The organism is Streptococcus sp. 27098_8_76 (genome assembly GCF_041432315.1).
Classification (GTDB): Bacteria; Bacillota; Bacilli; order Lactobacillales; family Streptococcaceae; genus Streptococcus.
Genome location: NZ_JAPVZI010000005.1, coordinates 1 through 20700 on the forward strand (window position 1 = coordinate 1; position 20700 = coordinate 20700).

The 20700-nt window shown below is 42.2% G+C and carries 17 protein-coding genes; 12 read left to right on the top strand and 5 right to left on the bottom strand.

Annotated features, from left to right (window positions below):
* Positions 1-1255: LPXTG cell wall anchor domain-containing protein (locus O3636_RS04325; RefSeq protein ID WP_371641909.1), on the top strand; the 1255-nt coding region annotated here is incomplete at its 5' end.
* A gap of 113 nt (positions 1256-1368) precedes the next feature.
* On the opposite strand, the gene O3636_RS04330 is transcribed toward O3636_RS04325, so the two are convergent.
* The gene (locus O3636_RS04330) at positions 1369-3465 is read right to left on the bottom strand and encodes a GH92 family glycosyl hydrolase (protein ID WP_371641911.1); all 2097 of its coding nucleotides are present in this window, start codon (positions 3463-3465) and stop codon (positions 1369-1371) included.
* 170 nt (positions 3466-3635) lie between these two features.
* On the opposite strand from O3636_RS04330, the gene O3636_RS04335 reads away from it, so the two are divergent.
* The 11 genes from O3636_RS04335 (at position 3636) to O3636_RS04385 (ending at position 17640) form a co-directional block, all read left to right on the top strand.
* Positions 3636-4916 carry a glycoside hydrolase family 125 protein gene (locus O3636_RS04335; RefSeq protein ID WP_000640503.1) on the top strand — a complete coding sequence of 427 codons (1281 nt, stop codon included), beginning with the start codon at positions 3636-3638 and terminating at the stop codon, positions 4914-4916.
* Positions 4917-5119: 203 nt separating this feature from the next.
* A complete protein-coding gene (locus O3636_RS04340; protein WP_371641913.1) occupies positions 5120-7765 on the top strand; it encodes an alpha-mannosidase in 2646 nt (881 codons plus the stop codon).
* Between the two features lie 82 nt (positions 7766-7847).
* On the top strand, positions 7848-8717 hold the full coding sequence (locus O3636_RS04345) for an ROK family protein (RefSeq protein WP_371642052.1): 870 nt from the start codon (positions 7848-7850) through the stop codon (positions 8715-8717).
* The gene (locus O3636_RS04350; protein ID WP_371641915.1) at positions 8711-10591 is read left to right on the top strand and encodes a beta-N-acetylhexosaminidase; all 1881 of its coding nucleotides are present in this window, start codon (positions 8711-8713) and stop codon (positions 10589-10591) included. The genes O3636_RS04345 and O3636_RS04350 overlap by 7 nt, the downstream gene beginning before the upstream one ends.
* A 209-nt stretch (positions 10592-10800) precedes the next feature.
* On the top strand, positions 10801-11730 hold the full coding sequence (locus O3636_RS04355; protein WP_371641917.1) for an ABC transporter permease: 930 nt from the start codon (positions 10801-10803) through the stop codon (positions 11728-11730).
* Positions 11731-11743: 13 nt separating this feature from the next.
* Positions 11744-12667 (top strand): carbohydrate ABC transporter permease, encoded by a 924-nt coding sequence (locus tag O3636_RS04360; RefSeq protein WP_000818351.1) that lies wholly within the window; start codon positions 11744-11746, stop codon positions 12665-12667.
* A 102-nt stretch (positions 12668-12769) separates the two neighbouring features.
* A complete protein-coding gene (locus O3636_RS04365) occupies positions 12770-14251 on the top strand; it encodes an ABC transporter substrate-binding protein (RefSeq protein WP_020899963.1) in 1482 nt (493 codons plus the stop codon).
* Between the two features lie 232 nt (positions 14252-14483).
* Positions 14484-15173, top strand: coding sequence for a CPBP family intramembrane glutamic endopeptidase (locus tag O3636_RS04370; RefSeq protein WP_261044524.1), 690 nt, complete (start codon positions 14484-14486; stop codon positions 15171-15173).
* Positions 15174-15242: 69 nt separating this feature from the next.
* A complete protein-coding gene (locus tag O3636_RS04375; RefSeq protein WP_261044531.1) occupies positions 15243-15539 on the top strand; it encodes a bacteriocin immunity protein in 297 nt (98 codons plus the stop codon).
* A gap of 131 nt (positions 15540-15670) precedes the next feature.
* A complete protein-coding gene (locus tag O3636_RS04380; RefSeq protein ID WP_020899966.1) occupies positions 15671-16657 on the top strand; it encodes a rhodanese-related sulfurtransferase in 987 nt (328 codons plus the stop codon).
* A 122-nt stretch (positions 16658-16779) separates the two neighbouring features.
* Positions 16780-17640, top strand: coding sequence for a DUF4299 domain-containing protein (locus O3636_RS04385; protein WP_261442723.1), 861 nt, complete (start codon positions 16780-16782; stop codon positions 17638-17640).
* A gap of 70 nt (positions 17641-17710) precedes the next feature.
* Here the strand turns inward: O3636_RS04385 and O3636_RS04390 are convergent, their stop codons facing one another.
* Genes O3636_RS04390 through O3636_RS04405 form a run of 4 tightly spaced genes read right to left on the bottom strand, consistent with a single transcriptional unit; the run spans position 17711 to position 20643 of the window.
* A complete protein-coding gene (locus O3636_RS04390; protein ID WP_371641920.1) occupies positions 17711-18775 on the bottom strand; it encodes a DUF6574 domain-containing protein in 1065 nt (354 codons plus the stop codon).
* A gap of 57 nt (positions 18776-18832) precedes the next feature.
* Entirely contained in the window at positions 18833-19744 is a 912-nt protein-coding gene (locus tag O3636_RS04395) for a DUF4097 family beta strand repeat-containing protein (protein ID WP_371641922.1), read from the bottom strand.
* Positions 19737-20330, bottom strand: a complete 594-nt coding sequence (locus O3636_RS04400; protein ID WP_094753003.1) for a DUF1700 domain-containing protein — start codon at positions 20328-20330, stop codon at positions 19737-19739. The genes O3636_RS04395 and O3636_RS04400 overlap by 8 nt, the downstream gene beginning before the upstream one ends.
* Positions 20317-20643: a PadR family transcriptional regulator gene (locus tag O3636_RS04405; protein ID WP_000273858.1), complete on the bottom strand. Its 327-nt coding sequence runs from the start codon at positions 20641-20643 to the stop codon at positions 20317-20319. Before O3636_RS04405 ends, O3636_RS04400 begins: the two co-directional genes overlap by 14 nt.
* Positions 20644-20700: the final 57 nt, after the last annotated feature.

Below are 20700 nucleotides of genomic sequence, written 5' to 3' on the forward strand. Positions count from 1 at the left end.
ACCAGAAGGCAAAACAGCAACAATTCCAGCAACAGACTTAACTAAGTCAGCATCAGACGCAGGTAAAGCAAATGCAGGAAATGGAGCAAATACACCAGCAACTAAGACAGTAGTTAAAGATCCAGCTAAGTTAACAGATGAAGAAAAAGCAAAAGTTAAGAAAGCAGTAGAGGATGTAAACCCAGGATCAACTGTAGTAGTAAATGATAAAGGTGATGTAATCGTTACTAAAGGTGATGGAACAGTATTAGTAATCCCAGAACTTGACTTAGTAATTCCAGAAGATAAATTAACTGATCCAACTCAACAAAATGGTGTAAATACACCAGCAACTAGAGTGTTAGTTGGAGATAAAGCTAAATTAACAGCTGATGAAATTGAAAAAGTTAAAGAATCAATTAAAGCAGTCAACCCAGGATCAACTGTAGTAGTAGACGAAAACGGAAATGCGACAGTAACAACTCCAGAAGGTAAGACAGCAACAATTCCAGCAGCTCAATTAGTTAAAGATGCTAAAGATGTTGCAGCTAAGAACAATGGTGAAAACATCAACGTTGACTTCGAAAAAGAAACAGTAGCAGACTTCAATAACTTAACAGATGCAGAAAAAGAAGCTGCAAAAGCTAAGATTAAAGGAGCAAATGCTGATGTAGTAGAAGTTATCTTCGACAAAGCAGGAAACGCAACTGTAATTACTAAAGATGGTAAAGTTTACACAATCGTAGCTAAAGATATCTTTAAACAACGTCCATATGTACCATCAAATGGTGGAGGCAATAACGGAGCTACTAACACTGACGCAAAAGTGGATAAAGCTAAGTTAGAAGGTGCTATCCATCAATTAGATGAATTGATCATCAAAGAATCAACTAAGTTTGATGCAGAAACTGCAAAAGAAGCGAATGCATTATCAGCAGATGCTAAGAAAGTATTTGCTAATGCAGACGCAAGTCAAGCAGAAGTGGATGCAATGGTTAAACGTATCGAAGACTTCATGGCGAAAGTTGCTTCATCAACTGATCATGCAACTCCAGCTAACGATCAAGCTGCTCAAACACCAGCTGTAGCTCCAGCTACAACTCAAGCAGCAGCTAATGCTAGCCAAGAAGCAGCAACAAACGCGCGTAAAGCAGCTAAAGAATTGCCAAATACAGGTACAGCAGATTCTACTGTAGCTATGGTAGCAGCTGCCGCAAGTGCATTACTTGGTCTTGGTCTTGCAGGCCGTCGTCGTAAAGAAGACGAAGAAGCTTAATTGGTAGATTGTTTGATAAACATCAGATGATAAATCCGATTTTCAAAGCTTAAGCAAGTACCTCTCATAAGAAAATCTCCTAGCAGGAAAGTCTGCTAGGAGATTTTTGCATTTCAGGAAGTGGACGGCTGACTTGGTAACCAGCTGAGGGTGAAAGTTAGTTGTTCAGCTTTTAGGAGGTCTTGGTGTTGAATAGTTGATACTAGAGTTGTGTCCAGTCGGCATTCTTTGACAAAGTTAAAATGGTTGTGGTTTTGCTCAGTATGAATATCTAGCCATTTACCTTCTTTAGCAAGGTAGATACGGAGGTGGTTAAAGAGAGGGATTCCGAGATCATAGCTTGGTTTTCCTGGACAGGTCGGATAAAAACCGAGAGCTGACCAGATGTACCAGGCTGAGAGACTGCCATTGTCTTCATCGCCAGGATAGGCTTGCCAGCTTGGGTGAAAGGCTTTCTGACGTAAGGTCTTGATAAGAAGGGCAGTGTAGTCAGGGTAATCGCTGTAGCGGAATAGATAAGGAATGTGGAAGCTCGGCTGGTTAGAAATGGCGAGTTGTCCAAAAGGAGCAGTAGCCATCTCGCTCATTTCGTGAATCTCGTAACCATAGCCTATTGTCTCAAAGAGGGGAGCATCTTGACAGGTTTTCAAAAGATAGTTGCTGAAGGTTTCTTTTCCACCCATAAGTTGGATTAAGTCTGGGATGTCGTGGAGAACGCCTAAAGTTGCTTGGATAGCTGAACATTCGGCATAATCACGTCCCCAACTATAAGGAGAGAAGTCAGGGCGGAAGTTGCCTTGATTGTCTCGCGCTCGCATGTAACCTGTCTCAACATCAAATAGATGGCGGTAATTTTGTGACGCAGCTTTGTAGTTTTCAGCGATTTTTATTTTCCCTAGTTTTTTGGCACAGCTGGCGATACAAAAGTCACTATAGGCGTAGTCTAGGGTATGGCTAACACTTTCGTGGTGGTCGGTAGAGAGGTAGCCCAGTTCTTGGTATTGGGCTAGTCCGTGGCGACCATTGATGCCGAGAGGGTCGGACTTGGTGGCTGTTTCAAGCATGGCTTGGAGGAGTTCTTCTTCTAGGTCAGGAGCCATGTCCTTGCAGGCGCTATCTGCGATAATGCCGTCTAAAAGGGTACCTGGCATCATACCCCGTTCATCTGGAGCCAACCATTTTGGAAGGAATCCAGTATCGCGATAGCTATTGAGAAAGCCTTCTAAAAAGCGGTGATAGTGCTCCGGTATGATAAGGGCAAAGAGGGGGAAGGTGGTGCGGAAGGTATCCCAGAAACCATTGTTGCTGAAGAGGACACCAGGCTTGACAGTTCCAGTAGCCAAATCTATGTGGATGTCTTGCCCAGATTTATTAACCTCATAAAAAGTCTGTGGGAAGAGGAAGAGTCTGTAGAGACAGTGATCAAAGAAGGTTCGGTCAGCCTCTCCTGTTTCTATAATGTCAAAACGATGGAGGAGATTTTCCCAATCCGCTTGGGCATTTGCTTTACAGTTATCAAAATCTTCTTGAGGTAGATTAAGCAGAGCCTGAGAGTGAGAGATGAAAGAAGTCGCTAGCTGAATTTCGGCATGCCTATCTTCTAGGTCAATTCGCCAGTCTTCGCCTTCTTGGCTGATAGCAAGAATATCCGTATTCATTTGCAGGGCAGTGAACATCGTTAGTGGATTTTTGTTGGTTTCAGTTTTACCTTCTTGTCGCAGGGCAAGAGTTCGCTTATCTACTTGCTCCACGGTCAGTTCATCTGCTGCGTGAAGATAGAGGGAGAGTGCTTTGCCTTGCTTTTGCTCCAAAAGAATAGAAGCACCGTAGCAAGTCGGTGTGAGCTGGGTTTCAATCTGATAGCGCAGGGAGAAAATCTTCAGATAATGAGGTTGGAAAGAGGCTTTTTCGATATCATAAGAAGACTGGCGGTGAAAGAGGCTGTCTCCACCTAGCTGGCCTGTGGCAGGTGTCAGAAGGAGCCAAGAGTAGTCGCCAATCCAAGGACTGGGCTGATGGGTCAATCGAATTCCCTGAAAGATGGGCAGATGCGGATCGAAAAACCAAGCTCCCTCCTGGTCACTGGTCTGGGGCACAAAGTAATTCATCCCAAAAGGAACGCCTGTGTATGGCAGGGTATTTCCCCGAGAGAAGGCATGTTTGCTGGCAGTTCCAAATCGGGTATCGATGCTTTCAAGTAGTGGTTTCATAGTCTTTCCTTTAGCTGTTTTTCTACATTATATCAGAAAAAGATAACCTTTAGAAAAGGAGTTTTAAAGATAACTATTTTGTAGAAAAATGACTATCATTTGTGTATGTATTTTCTGTCTCAAAAGCTATATACTGAAAATGAAACTTGTTTGAAAGAGGATACTGCACGATGATTTATTCAAAAGAAATTGTTAGAGAGTGGCTAGATGAAGTGGCAGAGCGGGCTAAGGACCATCCAGAGTGGGTGGATGTTTTCGAGCGTTGCTATACAGATACCTTGGACAATACGGTTGAAATCCTAGAAGATGGTTCAACCTTTGTCTTGACTGGGGATATTCCTGCTATGTGGCTTCGGGATTCGACAGCTCAACTCAGACCCTACCTGCATGTGGCTAAAAGAGATGCCCTCCTGCGTCAGACCATTGCAGGTTTGGTCAAACGTCAGATGACCTTGGTACTCAAGGATCCATATGCCAACTCCTTCAACATAGAGGAAAACTGGAAGGGGCACCACGAAACTGACCACACAGACCTTAATGGCTGGATTTGGGAGCGCAAGTATGAGGTGGACTCGCTTTGCTATCCTTTGCAGCTGGCTTATCTCCTCTGGAAAGAGACTGGCGATACTAGTCAGTTTGATGAGACTTTTGTCGCAGCGACTAAGGAAATTCTCCATCTTTGGACGGTGGAACAAGACCACACCAACTCTCCTTATCGTTTTGTTCGTGATACCGATCGTAAGGAAGACACCTTGCTAAATGATGGCTTTGGACCTGATTTTGCAGTGACAGGTATGACTTGGTCAGCCTTTCGTCCGAGCGATGATTGCTGTCAGTATAGTTACTTGATTCCGTCCAATATGTTTGCTGTAGTAGTCTTGGGTTATGTGCAAGAAATCTTTGCAGAATTGGACCTAGCTGATAGCGAGAGCATTATTGCTGATGCTAAGCGCCTCCAGTCTGAAATCCAAGAAGGAATTGAAAACTACGCCTACACAAGCAACAGCAAGGGTGAAAAGATTTATGCCTTTGAAGTGGATGGTCTAGGAAATGCCAGCATCATGGATGATCCAAACGTACCAAGTTTGTTGGCTGCACCTTATCTGGGCTACTGCGATATTGACGACGAAGTCTATCAAGCAACTCGTCGTACCATTCTGAGCCCTGAAAATCCATACTTCTACCAAGGAGAATACGCTAGCGGTCTCGGAAGTTCTCATACCTTCTATCGCTATATCTGGCCAATCGCCCTTTCTATCCAAGGCTTGACAACAAGAGATAAGGCAGAGAAGAAATTCTTGCTGGATCAGCTGGTTGCTTGCGATGGGGGGACAGGTGTCATGCACGAAAGCTTCCACGTGGACGACCCAACTCTCTACTCTCGCGAATGGTTCTCTTGGGCTAATATGATGTTCTGTGAATTAGTCTTGGATTACTTGGATATCCGCTAATACTCTTCGAAAATCTCTTCAAACCACGTCAGCTTCGCCTTGCCGTACTCAAGTACAGCCTGCGGCTAGCTTCCTAGTTTGCTCTTTGATTTTCATTGAGTATAAGGAGCTCGCCTTCGCTTCACTGATTCTTGGAAAGAATCACAAATTTACATTTAAAACGTTAACAATAAAAATTTAAATTTAGAATGAGGTTTTACTTCATGGAAAATGTTGTCGTACATATTATCTCACATAGTCACTGGGATCGTGAGTGGTACTTGCCTTTTGAAAGCCACCGTATGCAGTTGGTGGAATTATTTGACAATCTCTTCGATCTCTTTGAAAATGACTCTGAGTTCAAGAGCTTCCACTTGGATGGTCAAACCATTGTCCTTGATGACTACTTGGAGATTCGCCCTGAAAATCGCGACAAAGTCCAACGATACATCGACCAAGGCAAACTTAAAATTGGTCCCTTTTACATTTTGCAGGATGACTACTTGATTTCAAGTGAAGCCAATGTCCGCAATACCTTGATTGGTCAAGCAGAATGTGCAAAATGGGGCAAATCTACTCAAATTGGTTACTTCCCAGATACCTTTGGAAATATGGGACAAGCGCCTCAAATTCTTCAAAAATCAGGCATTCATGTGGCAGCTTTTGGTCGTGGTGTGAAGCCGATTGGATTTGACAACCAAGTCCTCGAAGATGAGCAGTTTACTTCCCAGTTTTCAGAAATGTACTGGCAGGGTGCGGACGGAAGTCGTGTCCTCGGGATTCTCTTTGCCAACTGGTACAGTAATGGGAATGAAATTCCAGTTGATAAAGACGAGGCCTTGACCTTCTGGAAACAAAAACTGGCAGACGTGCGTGACTATGCTTCGACCAACCAGTGGTTGATGATGAACGGCTGTGACCATCAGCCTGTTCAGAAAAATCTGAGCGAAGCCATTCGTGTGGCAAATGAACTCTTCCCAGATGTAACCTTTGTTCATAGTTCTTTTGATGAATATGTCCAAGCCGTGGAAAGTGCCCTACCAGAGCAATTATCAACGGTTACAGGTGAGTTGACCAGTCAGGAAACAGATGGTTGGTACACACTTGCCAACACTTCTTCATCTCGTATTTATCTCAAACAAGCCTTCCAAGAAAATAGCAACCTCCTAGAGCAAGTTGTAGAACCCTTGACGATTATCACTGGGGGCCACAACCACAAGGACCAGTTGACCTATGCTTGGAAAACACTTTTGCAGAATGCGCCGCATGATAGTATCTGTGGCTGTAGCGTGGACGAAGTTCACCGCGAGATGGAAACGCGTTTTGCCAAGGTCAACCAAGTCGGAAACTTTGTTAAGACCAATCTTCTTAATGAGTGGAAGGGTAAAATTGCTACGGCTAAGGCTCAAAGTGATTATCTCTTTACTGTCATTAACACAGGCTTGCATGATAAGGTTGATACTGTCAGCACAGTGATTGATGTGGCGACTTGTGATTTCAAGGAATTACACCCAACGGAAGGCTACAAGAAGATGGCTGCTCTTACCTTGCCAAGTTACCGTGTGGAGGATTTGGATGGGCGTCCTGTAGAGGCTAAAATCGAGGATCTTGGGGCTAATTTTGAGTATGATTTACCAAAAGATAAGTTCCGCCAAGCTCGTATTGCTCGACAAGTGCGCGTGACCATTCCAGTTCACCTAGCGCCACTTTCTTGGACAACCTTCCAATTGCTGGAAGGAGAGCAAGAACACCGTGAAGGCATTTACCAAAACGGAGTGATTGATACGCCATTTGTAACGGTGAGTGTGGATGACAATATCACAGTCTATGACAAGACAACTCACGAAGCCTATGAAGACTTTATCCGCTTCGAAGACCGTGGTGACATCGGAAATGAGTATATCTATTTCCAACCAAAAGGAACAGAGCCAATCTATGCAGAGCTTAAGGGCTACGAGGTCTTGGAAAACACAGCTCGCTACGCTAAGATTTTGCTCAAACATGAATTGACCGTGCCTGTCAGTGCAGATGAAAAGCTAGAAGAAGAGCAAAAAGGCATTATCGAGTTTATGAAGCGTGAGGCTGGACGGTCAGAAGAATTGACAAGCATTCCTCTTGAAACTGAGTTGACTGTCTTTGTTGACAATCCACAAATCCGTTGCAAGACTCGCTTTACCAACACTGCCAAAGACCACCGTATCCGTCTCTTGATCAAGACTCATAACACGCGTCCAAGCAATGACTCAGAGAGCATCTATGAGGTGGTGACACGACCAAACAAACCAGCTGCTTCATGGGAAAATCCTGAAAATCCTCAACACCAACAAGCCTTTGTCAGTCTGTATGACGATGAAAAAGGAGTGACTGTATCCAACAAGGGATTGAATGAATACGAAATCCTTGGAGACGACACCATTGCAGTGACTATTTTGCGTGCATCAGGTGAGCTAGGTGACTGGGGCTACTTCCCAACACCAGAAGCACAATGCTTGCGTGAATTTGAAGTCGAGTTTGCGCTTGAGTGCCACCAAGCCCAAGAACGCTTCTCAGCTTATCGTCGAGCTAAAGCCTTGCAGACACCATTTACCAGCCTTCAGCTTGCTAGACAGGAAGGAAGTGTTGCTGCGACTGGTAGCCTCTTGAGCCATTCTGTTCTCAGCATACCGCAAATCTGCCCGACAGCCTTTAAGGTAGCTGAAAATGAAGAAGGCTATGTTCTTCGTTACTACAATATGTGTAGTGAAAATGTACGTGTACCGGAAAGTCAACATCTCTTCCTGGACCTACTTGAACGACCATACCCAGTTCATAGAGGCCTCATTTCACCACAAGAGATTCGTACAGAATTCATCAAAAAAGAAGAAATTTAATTTCAAAAAGTAAACATAAAAAGAAAGGAGGGGCGAAAAGGTAAGAACTAACTGCTGATTCGCCCCTTTTATGGTAAAAACAATGACCATTGCAACGATTGATATCGGAGGGACTGGGATTAAGTTTGCCAGTCTGACTCCTGATGGGAAAATACTGAATAAGACAAGCATTCCAACGCCAGAAAGTTTGGAAGATTTACTAACTTGGCTAGACCAGCGCTTGTCAGAACAGGATTATAGCGGGATTGCTATGAGCGTTCCAGGTGCGGTCAATCAAGATACAGGTGTAATTGATGGCTTCAGTGCGGTGCCTTACATCCACGGCTTTTCTTGGTATGAGGTGTTTAGCTCTTATCAGATTCCTGTCCATCTGGAAAATGATGCCAACTGCGTTGGGCTCAGTGAATTACTAGCTCATCCAGAACTTGAAAATGCAGCTTGTGTCGTGATTGGGACAGGGATTGGCGGAGCTATGATTATCAATGGTGGACTTCATCGAGGTAGCCACGGTCTGGGTGGGGAATTTGGCTACATGACAACTCTTGCCCCTGCTGAAAAGCTCAACAACTGGTCGCAACTAGCGTCAACTGGAAATATGGTGCGCTACGTGATTGAAAAATCTGGTCAGACTGACTGGGACGGTCGCAAGATTTACCAAGAGGCCGCAGCAGGCAATGCCCTTTGTCAAGAAGCCATTGAGCGCATGAACCGTAATCTGGCACAAGGCTTGCTCAATATTCAGTATCTCATCGACCCAGATGTCATCAGTCTGGGAGGCTCTATCAGTCAGAATCCCGACTTTATCCAAGGTGTTCAAAAAGCTGTAGATGAATTTATCGAAACCTACGAAGAATACACGGTCGCACCTGTCATTCAAGCCTGCACCTATCATGCAGATTCCAATCTCTACGGTGCCCTTGTCAACTGGCTACAGGAGGAAAACCAATGGTAAGATTTACAGGAATTAGTGACAAACAAGCGCAAGCTATAGACTTACTTCAAAAGCACATTTCTCTACCAGATGTAGAAGTGGCAGTTGCTCAGTCTGATCAAGCCTCCATCTCTATCAAGGGTGAGGGTGATCATTATCAATTGACCTACCGCAAACCTCACCAACTCTACCGTGCCTTGTCTGTTCTCGCAACAGCTTTAGAAGAAGGTGATAAGGTGGAGATTGAGGAGCAAGCGGCTTATGAAGATTTAGCCTACATGGCGGATTGTTCCCGTAATGCGGTGCTGAATGTGGCATCTGCCAAGCAGATGATTGAGGTCTTGGCTCTCATGGGCTATTCAACCTTTGAGCTTTACATGGAAGACACCTACCAGATTGAAGGACAACCTTACTTTGGCTATTTCCGTGGAGCCTACTCAGCTGAGGAATTGCAGGAAATCGAAGCCTATGCCCAACAGTTTGACATGACCTTTGTGCCTTGCATTCAGACCTTGGCCCACTTGTCAGCTTTTGTCAAATGGGGTGTCAAAGAAGTGCAGGAACTCCGTGATGTAGAGGATATTCTTCTCATTGGAGAAGAAAAGGTTTATAACCTGATTGATGGCATGTTTGCGACGCTATCTAAACTGAAGACTCGCAAGGTCAATATCGGGATGGACGAAGCCCACTTGGTTGGTTTGGGACGCTACTTGATTCTGAACGGTGTTGTGGATCGTAGTCTCCTCATGTGCCAACACTTGGAGCGTGTGCTGGATATTGCAGACAAATATGGATTCCACTGCCAGATGTGGAGCGATATGTTCTTCAAACTCATGTCGGCAGATGGCCAGTACGACCGTGATGTTGAAATTCCAGAGGAAACTCGTGTTTACTTAGACCGTCTCAAAGATCGTGTAACCTTGGTTTACTGGGATTACTACCAGGATAGCGAGGAAAAATATAATCGCAACTTCCGCAACCATCACAAGATTAGCCATGACCTTGCCTTTGCAGGAGGTGCTTGGAAGTGGATCGGTTTCACACCCAATAACCATTTCAGCCGTCTCATCGCAGTCGAAGCCAATAAAGCTTGCCGTGCCAATGAGATCAAAGAAGTCATTGTGACGGGTTGGGGGGACAATGGTGGTGAAACTGCTCAGTTTTCTATCCTACCAAGCCTGCAAATCTGGGCAGAACTCAGCTATCGTAATGATCTAGACCGTTTGTCAGCTCACTTCAAGACCAATACAGGTCTTTCGGTTGAGGATTTCATGCAGATTGACCTAGCTAACCTCTTGCCAGATCTACCAAGCAATCTCAGTGGTATCAATCCCAACCGCTATGTCTTTTATCAGGATGTTCTCTGCCCGATTCTTGATCGACACATGACACCTGAACAGGACAAGCCACACTTCTCTCAGGCTTCTGAGACGCTTGCTGACATTAAAGAAAAAGCTGGAAACTATGCCTATCTTTTTGAAACTCAGGCCCAGTTGAACCATATTTTAAGTAGCAAAGTCGATGTGGGACGACGCATTCGTCAGGCTTACCAAACGGATGATAAGGACAATCTGCAAGAAATCGCAAGACAAGAATTACCAGAACTCAGAAGCCAAATCGAACACTTCCATGCTCTCTTTAGCCACCAATGGCTGAAAGAAAACAAGGTCTTTGGCTTGGATACAGTTGACATCCGTATGGGCGGACTCTTGCAACGCATCAAGCGAGCAGAAAGTCGTATTGAGGCTTATCTGGCAGGTCAGCTTGACCGTATTGACGAGTTAGAAGTGGAAATCCTGCCATTTACTGACTTCTACGCAGATAAGGATTTCGCAGCTACAACAGCCAACCAGTGGCATACTATTGCGACAGCTTCAACCATTTACACGACCTAAAAACAAGAACACTGTGCTCTTACTCAGAGTGTTTCTCGTGAAACATCCCTTTCTTAAAAAAGTACTCCACATAAAATAATTTGTGGAGTTTTTTCTATAATTAGTAGTTTAACCTAACCTGCAAATAGGAGTATACTAATAATGTAATCGTTATCAAAAGTCTAAAAAGGAATTTTTAGATGGATATCAAAATAAAAAGGGAGGAAATTATGAATAAGTTTTCAAAAACCTTGAGAGACAACTGGATCTTTCTCTTGATGGTTTTACCAGGGGCACTCTGGTTGATTCTATTCTTCTACATTCCAGTATTTGGGAACGTGGTTGCCTTCAAAGACTACCACATGACCAGTAATGGATTCATAGATAGTATCATGAATAGTAAATGGGTTGGACTAGATAATTTCAGATTCTTGTTTAGTTCAAAAGACGCCTTTATTATCACACGAAATACTGTCCTCTACAATCTCGGCTTTATCTTTCTAGGTTTAGTTGTATCTGTAGGGATTGCCATTATCCTCAGCGAGCTCCGTTCCAAGAGAATGGTTAAGATTTTCCAAACATCTATGTTGTTCCCTTACTTCTTGTCTTGGGTTATCATCAGTTTCTTTACAGATGCCTTCCTAAACATTGATAAAGGGGTGTTCAACCATTTATTGGAAACTCTTGGTCTCAAAGAAATCAATTTCTACGCTGACTTAGGCATCTGGCCATATCTCCTACTTTTCCTAGGTATCTGGAAAGGCTTTGGATATAGCAGTGTCATGTACTATGCGACAATCATGGGAATTGATCCAACCTACTACGAAGCAGCAACAGTTGACGGGGCTAGCAAATGGCAACGTATTCGCAACGTAACCATTCCGCAGTTGACACCATTGGTAACCGTATTGACCATCCTTGCAGTCGGAAATATCTTCCGTGCAGACTTCGGTCTCTTCTACCAAATCCCACACAATGCTGGTCAGCTTTACAACGTAACCAACGTCTTGGATGTTTATGTCTATAACGGATTGACTCAGACAGCGGATATCGGCATGGCTTCAGCGGCAGGTCTCTATCAATCAGTTGTTGGCTTGATTCTGGTTATCTTATCAAACTTACTTGCAAGACGAGTTGATCCAAACTCAGCCTTGTTCTAGAAAGGAGGAGAATATGGCAGAAAAGAAAATTAAAAAAGAAAAAATTGATAATGTCGGCATTCACTCCTTCAGTAAGAAAGCAGATATCTTCTTCAGTACCATTTCTGGTTTGATCGCCCTCTCTTGTATCCTACCCTTTGTATTCGTTATCGTTATCTCGGTGACAGATGAAAAGAGTATCCTCCAAAATGGATATAGCTTCTTCCCATCTCAATTTGGATTAGACGGTTTTGAGTTCTTAGCACAGTTTAAGGATAAAATTCTCCAAGCTCTCTTCATCTCAGTCTTTGTAACAGTGGTGGGGACTATCACAAACGTTTTTATCACAACAACTTATGCCTACGCTATTTCACGGACAACCTTTAAGTATCGCAGATTCTTTACGATTTTTGCCCTTCTTAGTATGTTGTTCAACGCTGGTTTGGTACCGGGCTATATCGTGGTCACTCGTTTACTTCAACTTGGTGATACAGTTTGGGCCTTGATTGTTCCAATGCTTCTCTCTCCATTTAACATCATCTTGATGCGTTCCTTCTTTAAGAAGACCATTCCAGAAGCCATTCTCGAATCCGCTCGTATAGATGGTGCCAGTGAAGCCCGAATCTTCTTCCAAATCTGTTTGCCATTGTCACTACCAGGTATCGCAACCATCACGCTCTTAACAGCTCTTGGTTTCTGGAATGACTGGTTCAACGCCCTTCTTTATATCAAGAGTGACAACTTGTATCCATTGCAATATTTGCTTATGCAAATCCAACAAAATATGGACTACATCGCCAAAGCAGTCGGCCTATCTGGTCAACTGGGAGTTGCTCTTCCAAAAGAAACAGGACGTATGGCCATGGTTGTGGTCGCAACCCTTCCAATCGCGATTCTATATCCATTCTTCCAACGCTACTTTGTAAAAGGTTTGACTATCGGTGGTGTGAAAGAATAGTACTTGTTGAGAAAAAAATTTCTCGTTTCCAAACTTCCCTTGAGTGAAGTTAAGATCATTACATTGTTTATAAGTTTAAAAATAAAAAAAGGAGTTTTTGTCATGAAAAACTGGAAAAAATATGCTTTTGCATCTGCTAGCGTAGTCGCTTTGGCTGCTGGTCTCGCTGCTTGTGGAAACCTTTCAGGTAACAAAAAAGCTGCTGACTCAGCTTCAGGTGAAAAACCTGTTATCAAAATGTACCAAATCGGTGACAAACCAGATAACTTGGATGAATTGCTAGAAAATGCTAACAAAATCATCGGAGAAAAAGTTGGTGCTAAATTGGATATCCAATATCTTGGATGGGGTGACTATGATAAGAAAATGTCAGTTATCACATCATCTGGTGAAAACTACGATATCGCCTTTGCATCTAACTATGTTGTAAATGCTCAAAAAGGTGCCTATGCAGACTTGACTGACTTGTACAAGAAAGAAGGGGCAGAACTTTACAAAGCACTTGACCCAGCTTATATCAAAGGTAACAGCATTAACGGTAAAATTTACGCAGTTCCAGTTGCAGCCAACGTTGCATCATCTCAAAACTTCGCCTTCAACGGAACACTTCTTGCTAAATACGGTATCGATATTTCAGGTGTCACTTCATACGAAACACTTGAGCCAGTCTTGAAACAAATCAAAGAAAAAGCTCCAGATGTAGTACCATTTGCGGTTACCAAGAACTTTATTCCATCTGATAACTTTGACTACCCAGTTCCAAATGGACTTCCATTCGTTATCGACCTTGAAGGAGACACTACTAAGATTGTAAACCGTTACGAAGTACCTCGTTTCAAAGAACACTTGAAGACTCTTCACAAATTCTATGAAGCTGGATACATTCCAAAAGACGTAGCAACAAGCGATACTTCATTTGACCTTCAACAAGATACTTGGTTTGTTCGTGAAGAAACAGTAGGACCAGCTGACTATGGTAACAGCTTGCTTTCACGTGTTGCCAACAAAGATATCCAAATCAAACCAATCACTAACTTCATCAAGAAAAACCAAACAACACAAGTTGCTAACTTTGTCATCTCAAACAACTCTAAGAACAAAGAAAAATCAATGGAAGTGTTGAACCTCTTGAACACTAACCCAGAACTCTTGAATGGTCTTGTTTATGGTCCAGAAGGCAAGAACTGGGAAAAAATTTCAGGTAAAGAAAACCGTGTTCGCGTTCTTGATGGATACAAAGGAAACACTCACATGGGTGGATGGAACACTGGTAACAACTGGATTCTTTACATCAACGAAAACGTTACAGACCAACAAATCGAAGATTCTAAGAAACAATTGGCAGAAGCTAAAGAATCTCCAGCGCTTGGATTCATCTTTAACACTGACAGTGTGAAATCTGAAATCTCAGCAATCTCTAACACAATGCAACAATTCGATACAGCTATCAACACTGGTACTGTAGACCCAGATAAAGCTATTCCAGAATTGATGGAAAAATTGAAATCTGAAGGTGCTTACGATAAAGTATTGAACGAAATGCAAAAACAATACGATGAATTCTTGAAAAACAAAAAATCATAAGATCAATTGATTTCGTGTATTCATTCCTAATTCCTAAAAACTGAATCACTGTTTTCCTCAGGTTTGTTTGGGGAGGCAGTGATTTTTTGAAATAAGGGCATAGATATCTATCTTTTTCTTATCCCTATTTAACCATTCAGGAAATCTCAAGCACTATTTAGGATTTAGAGTAAGGATTTGGGGGAATATGGCTTATATTAGAGATGTCTCGAGTTTACAAAGGAGAGTTCAAATGAAAAAGTATCAACTTCTATTCAAAATAAGTGCAGTCTTCTCTTACCTATTTTTCGTATTTGGTCTTTCTCAGCTGACGCTTATCGTCCAAAACTATTGGCAATTTTCTTCTCAGATAGGCAATTTATTCTGGATTCAAAATATCTTGAGTTTACTTTTTATTGGAGTCATGATTTGGATTCTGGTTAAGACAGGCCATGGTTATCTCTTTCGCATTCCAAGAAAAAAATGGCTTTGGTATTCGATTTTGACAGTATTAGTGGTAGTGCTCCAGATCTCTTTTAACGTTCAGACCGCTAAACATGTTCAGTCAACTGCTGAAGGTTGGGCTGTATTGATCGGTTATAGTGGGACCAACTTTGCTGAGCTAGGTATTTATATAGCCCTGTTCTTTCTGGTTCCACTGATGGAAGAGTTAATCTATAGAGGATTACTGCAACACGCCTTTTTTAAGCATTCGAGATTTGGCCTTGATTTGCTTCTTCCGTCAATTTTATTTGCTCTTCCTCATTTTTCAAGCCTGCCTAGTTTGTTAGATATCTTCGTCTTTGCAACATCTGGCATCATCTTTGCTAGTTTGACCCGCTATACCAAGAGCATTTATCCTTCCTATGCGGTGCATGTGATCAATAATATTTTCGCAACATTACCATTTTTGCTGACTTTTTTACATAGGGTGTTTGGATAAAATACTGACAGGCGAGTTAGGAATGATAGTTTTTTCAATTTATAAGCGAGTTTCAGGAGGTAAATGAGTATGACACCATTAAAATGGTTTGCAGGAGGAAGCGAAAGACGTTGTGAAGCCCTGACGATCATAAATCATCTATTGGAAGATATAAAGGATACGCCTCAACTTGTTCCTTTGGAAAATCAGTTAGTGATTTATAAAAGACGATTAAAGGACGATGGGACCTCTGTTCCATTTATTCTAAGCCAAATGAACGTTGATATCTCACGTGTGTTGATTGACCATAAGTTGACTTTGTCAGAAAGTCAAGCCGAGCAGATAAAGAAATTAAGAGAATTATCGGCGATTCGCTATGGTTACTAATGAAATGCAGGGATAAATTCCTTTCTACAATTTCCAGTCAAATAAATTGCATTCGTTTTCTTAAGCAGGTATACTAGTATGGATAAATAAAAAATTTAGAAAATTTAAGAATAGAAAAGAGAACAAATCTTATGGCAAAAGATATTCGTGTCTTACTTTACTACCTTTATACTCCAATTGAAAATGCAGAGCAATTTGCTGCAGACCACTTGGCTTTCTGTAAATCAATCGGCCTTAAAGGCCGTATCCTAGTCGCTGACGAAGGAATTAACGGAACAGTTTCAGGTGATTACGAAACAACTCAAAAATACATGGACTATGTTCACAGCCTTCCAGGAATGGAAGACCTATGGTTTAAGATTGACGAAGAAAATGAACAAGCCTTCAAGAAGATGTTTGTTCGCTACAAGAAAGAAATTGTCCACCTTGGTTTGGAAGACAACGACTTTGACAACGACATAAACCCACTTGAAACAACAGGTGCTTACTTGTCTCCAAAAGAGTTCAAAGAAGCCCTTCTTGACGAAGATACAGTTGTCCTTGACACACGTAACGATTACGAGTACGACCTAGGACATTTCCGTGGGGCTATCCGCCCAGATATCCGCAACTTCCGTGAGTTGCCACAATGGGTCCGTGACAACAAGGAAAAATTCATGGACAAGCGCGTCGTGGTTTACTGTACAGGTGGCGTTCGCTGTGAGAAATTCTCAGGCTGGATGGTCCGTGAAGGCTACAAAGATGTAGGTCAATTGCATGGAGGAATTGCAACTTACGGTAAAGACCCAGAAGTTCAAGGCGAGCTTTGGGATGGGAAAATGTACGTCTTTGACGAGCGTATCGCCGTAGATGTTAACCACGTCAACCCAACCATCGTAGGAAAAGACTGGTTTGATGGAACACCATGTGAACGTTATGTCAACTGTGGAAATCCATTCTGTAACCGTCGTATCTTGACATCAGAAGAAAATGAAGACAAGTACCTTCGTGGATGCTCACACGAGTGCCGTGTTCACCCACGTAACCGCTATGTTTCAGAAAATGAATTGACACAAGCTGAAGTGATTGAGCGCCTAGCCGCTATCGGTGAAAGCTTGGATCAAGCAGCTACTGTATAAGATTAAACAGTCCTTAGGGGCTGTTTTTCTATGCTTTTTACTCAAAAATCTAAAGTTTATTTCTGTATCTTTCAGGAAAATAAGGTATACTAGATGTAAACGATTTCAAAAGGAGTCCAGTTATGACGAAAACATTTTTTATTCCAAATAAACAGAGTATTTTAGGAGAACAGGAAATTTTGACTGCTAAGTCTATCTTGGCCTTGGTAGATGGTTTGGAGTCACATAGCTATGATGCCGTCTATCTCCGTCAGCCTCTTAACCGTCTGGAGTATATCGAGTGTGCGATAGTGGGTCAATCACAATTTCTCTTTAAGGTCAGTTATGCTGATAATCAAAAGGCTTACCGTGTCGATCTTCCTGACCTACTAACGAAGACAGACTGGCAGATTATCAAGTCATTTTTAGATGCTCTGCTTGCTTATACAGGAACTGAGATTGAAGGATTAGATGGTTTTGATTTTGAAGCTTATTTCCAAGCAAGTATTCAAGCCTATCTGGCAGACACTGCAGCTCGCTTTACGATTTGTCAAGGAATTTTTAATCCTGTTTTCTTTAGTCATGAGGACTTGAAAAGCTTTTTAGAGGAAGATGGCTTGGTTCAGTTTGAAGCGCGTGTGCGTGCGGTTCAAGAGACAGATGCCTACTTTGCAAAAGTTTCCTTCTATCAGGATGGAGAAGGCCAAGTGCACGGTGTTTACCATCTGGCTCAAGGGGTCAAGACTGTTTTACCGAGAGAACCATTTGTGCCTGCAGCCTATATTGAGCAATTGGTGGATAAGGAAGTGCAGTGGGAGATTGACTTGGTGCAAATCACAGGAGACGGCTCTAAACCAGAAGACTATGAAGCTATCGCCCGCTTGGACTATGCAAAATTCCTAGAGTCACTACCATCAGCATCTTACCACCAACTAGATGCCAATCAATTAGAAATAAACCCCATCCTAGGACAAGATTTTAAAACATTAGCACAAGAAAAGTAAAGCAGAAGCAGGTCAATCGACTTGCTTTTTGGCATAGAAAAAATCCTGCCATGAAAGACAGGATTAAAGTTTAAAGAAAGGCCAAGATACGGAGATAATCTCCAATCAGTGCCACTTCAGCTACAAAGAAGAGGAGGATAATGACTCCGTTAACAAGGACAGACAAGAATAATTGATAAAAGGAGTCGGTTTCACTTGCTTGACTTGGTCTTGTAATGATATGGAGACTGGCAAGCAGAATGATTCCAATGCTAATCACACACAAGAGGGCTGTAAATCGTAGGCTGTCAAAGAAGGCAAAGAAACTAGCAATAGCAGTGAGGAAGATTGGAATTGCCAAGAGTTGACTATACTGTTGGAGAATCTTTTCTAGCGTCCAGTCTTTTTCTTGGTAGATAAATCGTCTCACAACGAAACTACCCAAGAGGAATGAAAAGAAGAAGAGTGTTGTTGCTACTAGGATAGAAATAATCGAAAAGAGATTTAATGATGCAAATTGTTCAGGGAAGTGATTATGCATAGTTGCTATATGTCCATAGTAAGCATGTTTGATGTGGTAGATACTAAAGAAAAAGGAAGACGCAGAAAACAGAATGAGCAAGAGAATGGCTGTATAACTGTGTGTACTACTTGTTTCAAGCTTGCTTGTAGGAGATTTGATTGCTTCCGCTAGCCAAGACCAAAAATCAAGCGCTTGCTCTTTCCATCTATCTGTAGATTTTTGAGTTTGGTCGGGAATATAAGGACTTTCTAAGGATTTACTGATAAGAAGGGGCTCTTTCGTGGTTGGTTTTTGCTGAGGAAGTGCTTCTTGACTCTCTTCAGCTATAGTGACTTTTTCGGTTTCACTAGGAAGGTCTGACTCTTCTTCAGTAGAATAGGATGCCTTCTTTTCTTCTATTTCTGTTCTCGCTTCACCGTCTTCAGGAGTTTCAATTTTCTCTTCTTGCTGGCTTTCCAATTCGACTTCAGCTTGAGAAACTTCCTTCTCTAACTGAGTATTTTTTTCAATTGGCGTATCGAGATCGGCTATAGTTTCTTCAGCCTTGTCTGCAACATCTTGGACTTGTTCATCAGGCTTGTTCTTGCTTGTTGTTTTTACAAAATCATTACTTTCAAACCATTCTTGTTTCATGGTAGAACCTCCTTTTTAGTGGGTTATGTGTCATAGTGGTCGATATAAATAGGTTTATTAAGGTCTGTTAGCTGTAGTTTCAAGACTAATATAATCATCAGCCTTAGCGATGAGTTGACCTTTTGCATCAGTTTTTTCAGTTTTGTAAGGGTTGCTTAATTCGTTGGGGTGGCGTTGACTCTCATCTCTCGATAACTGATAAATAGGACCATGGTGACTCGAGAGGTCTAAGTTAATTTCTTGGCTTTCTTTTTGAGTTAGCATGATACTGAGCGCATTTTTAGAAGATAGTTCTACTTTACCATATACTTTAATATTTTCAGCGCGGAAGTGCTTCTCTGTTGACTCTAGCTGACTATCTGTAAGGTCTGTGTCAAAGATATTAACGATATTGGGGGTTGTGAGTTTACTGTTTTTGATACGACTTCCTTTAATTCGGAGGATATAGCTGTTTGTATTGAGGGTCGCATTTTCAAGACTAGCATTAGTGATACTGGTTTGTCCACGATTGGCTGACACGTTGATTCCTTTTAGGCTTCTTCCTTTTGGCAATTGGAGAATAACTTCATTAAAACGACTAGAGTAGCTACTTGCGATATGGAGAATCCCGCCAATTCCAGAAGAGAGAAATGGACTTTCAGACAGTTTCTTATCAGTGAGGCTCAGCGTTTTATCGTTCTGATTTGTGATAAGATCATGGTGAGCAGAAAGAGATGGATGGTAAGAAATGTGGATTTGATCATCCAAAGAGTCTGTGATGGTCAGTGCGTGTTGATGGAGAGTAATCTCTAGGTTTTCGACTTCCTTGCCAAAGGTCAACTCTTCCATCCGACTATCATAGACAGGCTCCTTGGACATGGCAAGCAGACTCTTAATCCCGTCAGATTGGATTCCTACAAAGAGCAGGATAAAGCCGATAATGGTAGTCACCACACCAAAAATGAGAAATCCTTTTGTCAATTTACGCATGCTGGTCACCTCTCTTTCCTTTTTTGAGAACAAATTGTACCAGGCGAACAATGAGTAGACCGAAGAAGCGGGCTACATAGGAAATACCTAGTAAGACTAGTGAAGAAGCACCGATAGCCAGTAAACCAGCACCAAAAATCAAGATAAAGGCTGATTTGGCTTGGGCTAGGACAGTGAAACTTTCAACTAAAAATAGGAATCCACCTATGATACCAAGTATGGAAACCGCAAAGAAAGCCAGAATGACAGTCAAAGCTGCCACAAGGATTCCGAACAGGGCCACGAGGATGGCGATTCCCAGAGGAATACCGATGGGTGCTGCAAGGAGAGCTAACAAGGCGATATGTAAAATTTGTCGGTTATTTTTTTGAGCGGGTGCTTCATTGATTTTTTTATCGAGAAGATTGGAGAGAACTTCGTGGGCCGCTTCTTTGGGAGTTCCCAAGCTAGCGATGAGTTCTTCTTCTCCTTCGACTCCAGCATCGTCAAAGAGTTCCCTGAAATAGTCCATGGCTTCAATTTGGTCAGCCTGAGGCAGTTTTTTGAGATAGAGTTCTAGCTGAGTCAGGTATTCAGTTCTTGTCATGGCGGATACTCCCTTCTATGATGCCATTGATGGTGTCTGTATAGAGTGCCCATTCATCTTTTAGGGTCACGAGCTGTTCTATACCACCATTTGTCAAGGAGTAGTATTTGCGCATGCGACCTTGGAACTCTCTAGAATAGGTTGTCAGAAAGCTATTGCCTTCCAATTTTTTTAGGATAGGATAGAGTGTAGATTCTTTGATATTAGCGATCAGCTTAATGGTTTGGCTAATCTCATAACCATAAGAATCATCCTGCTCCAGTACAGCCAAGATGAGAAATTCAATCAAGGCAGAGGATGTTGGAAAGTACATGGGAAACCTCCTTTTCTAATGTGTAAGATTTTTATATATAATTTTTATACACATACA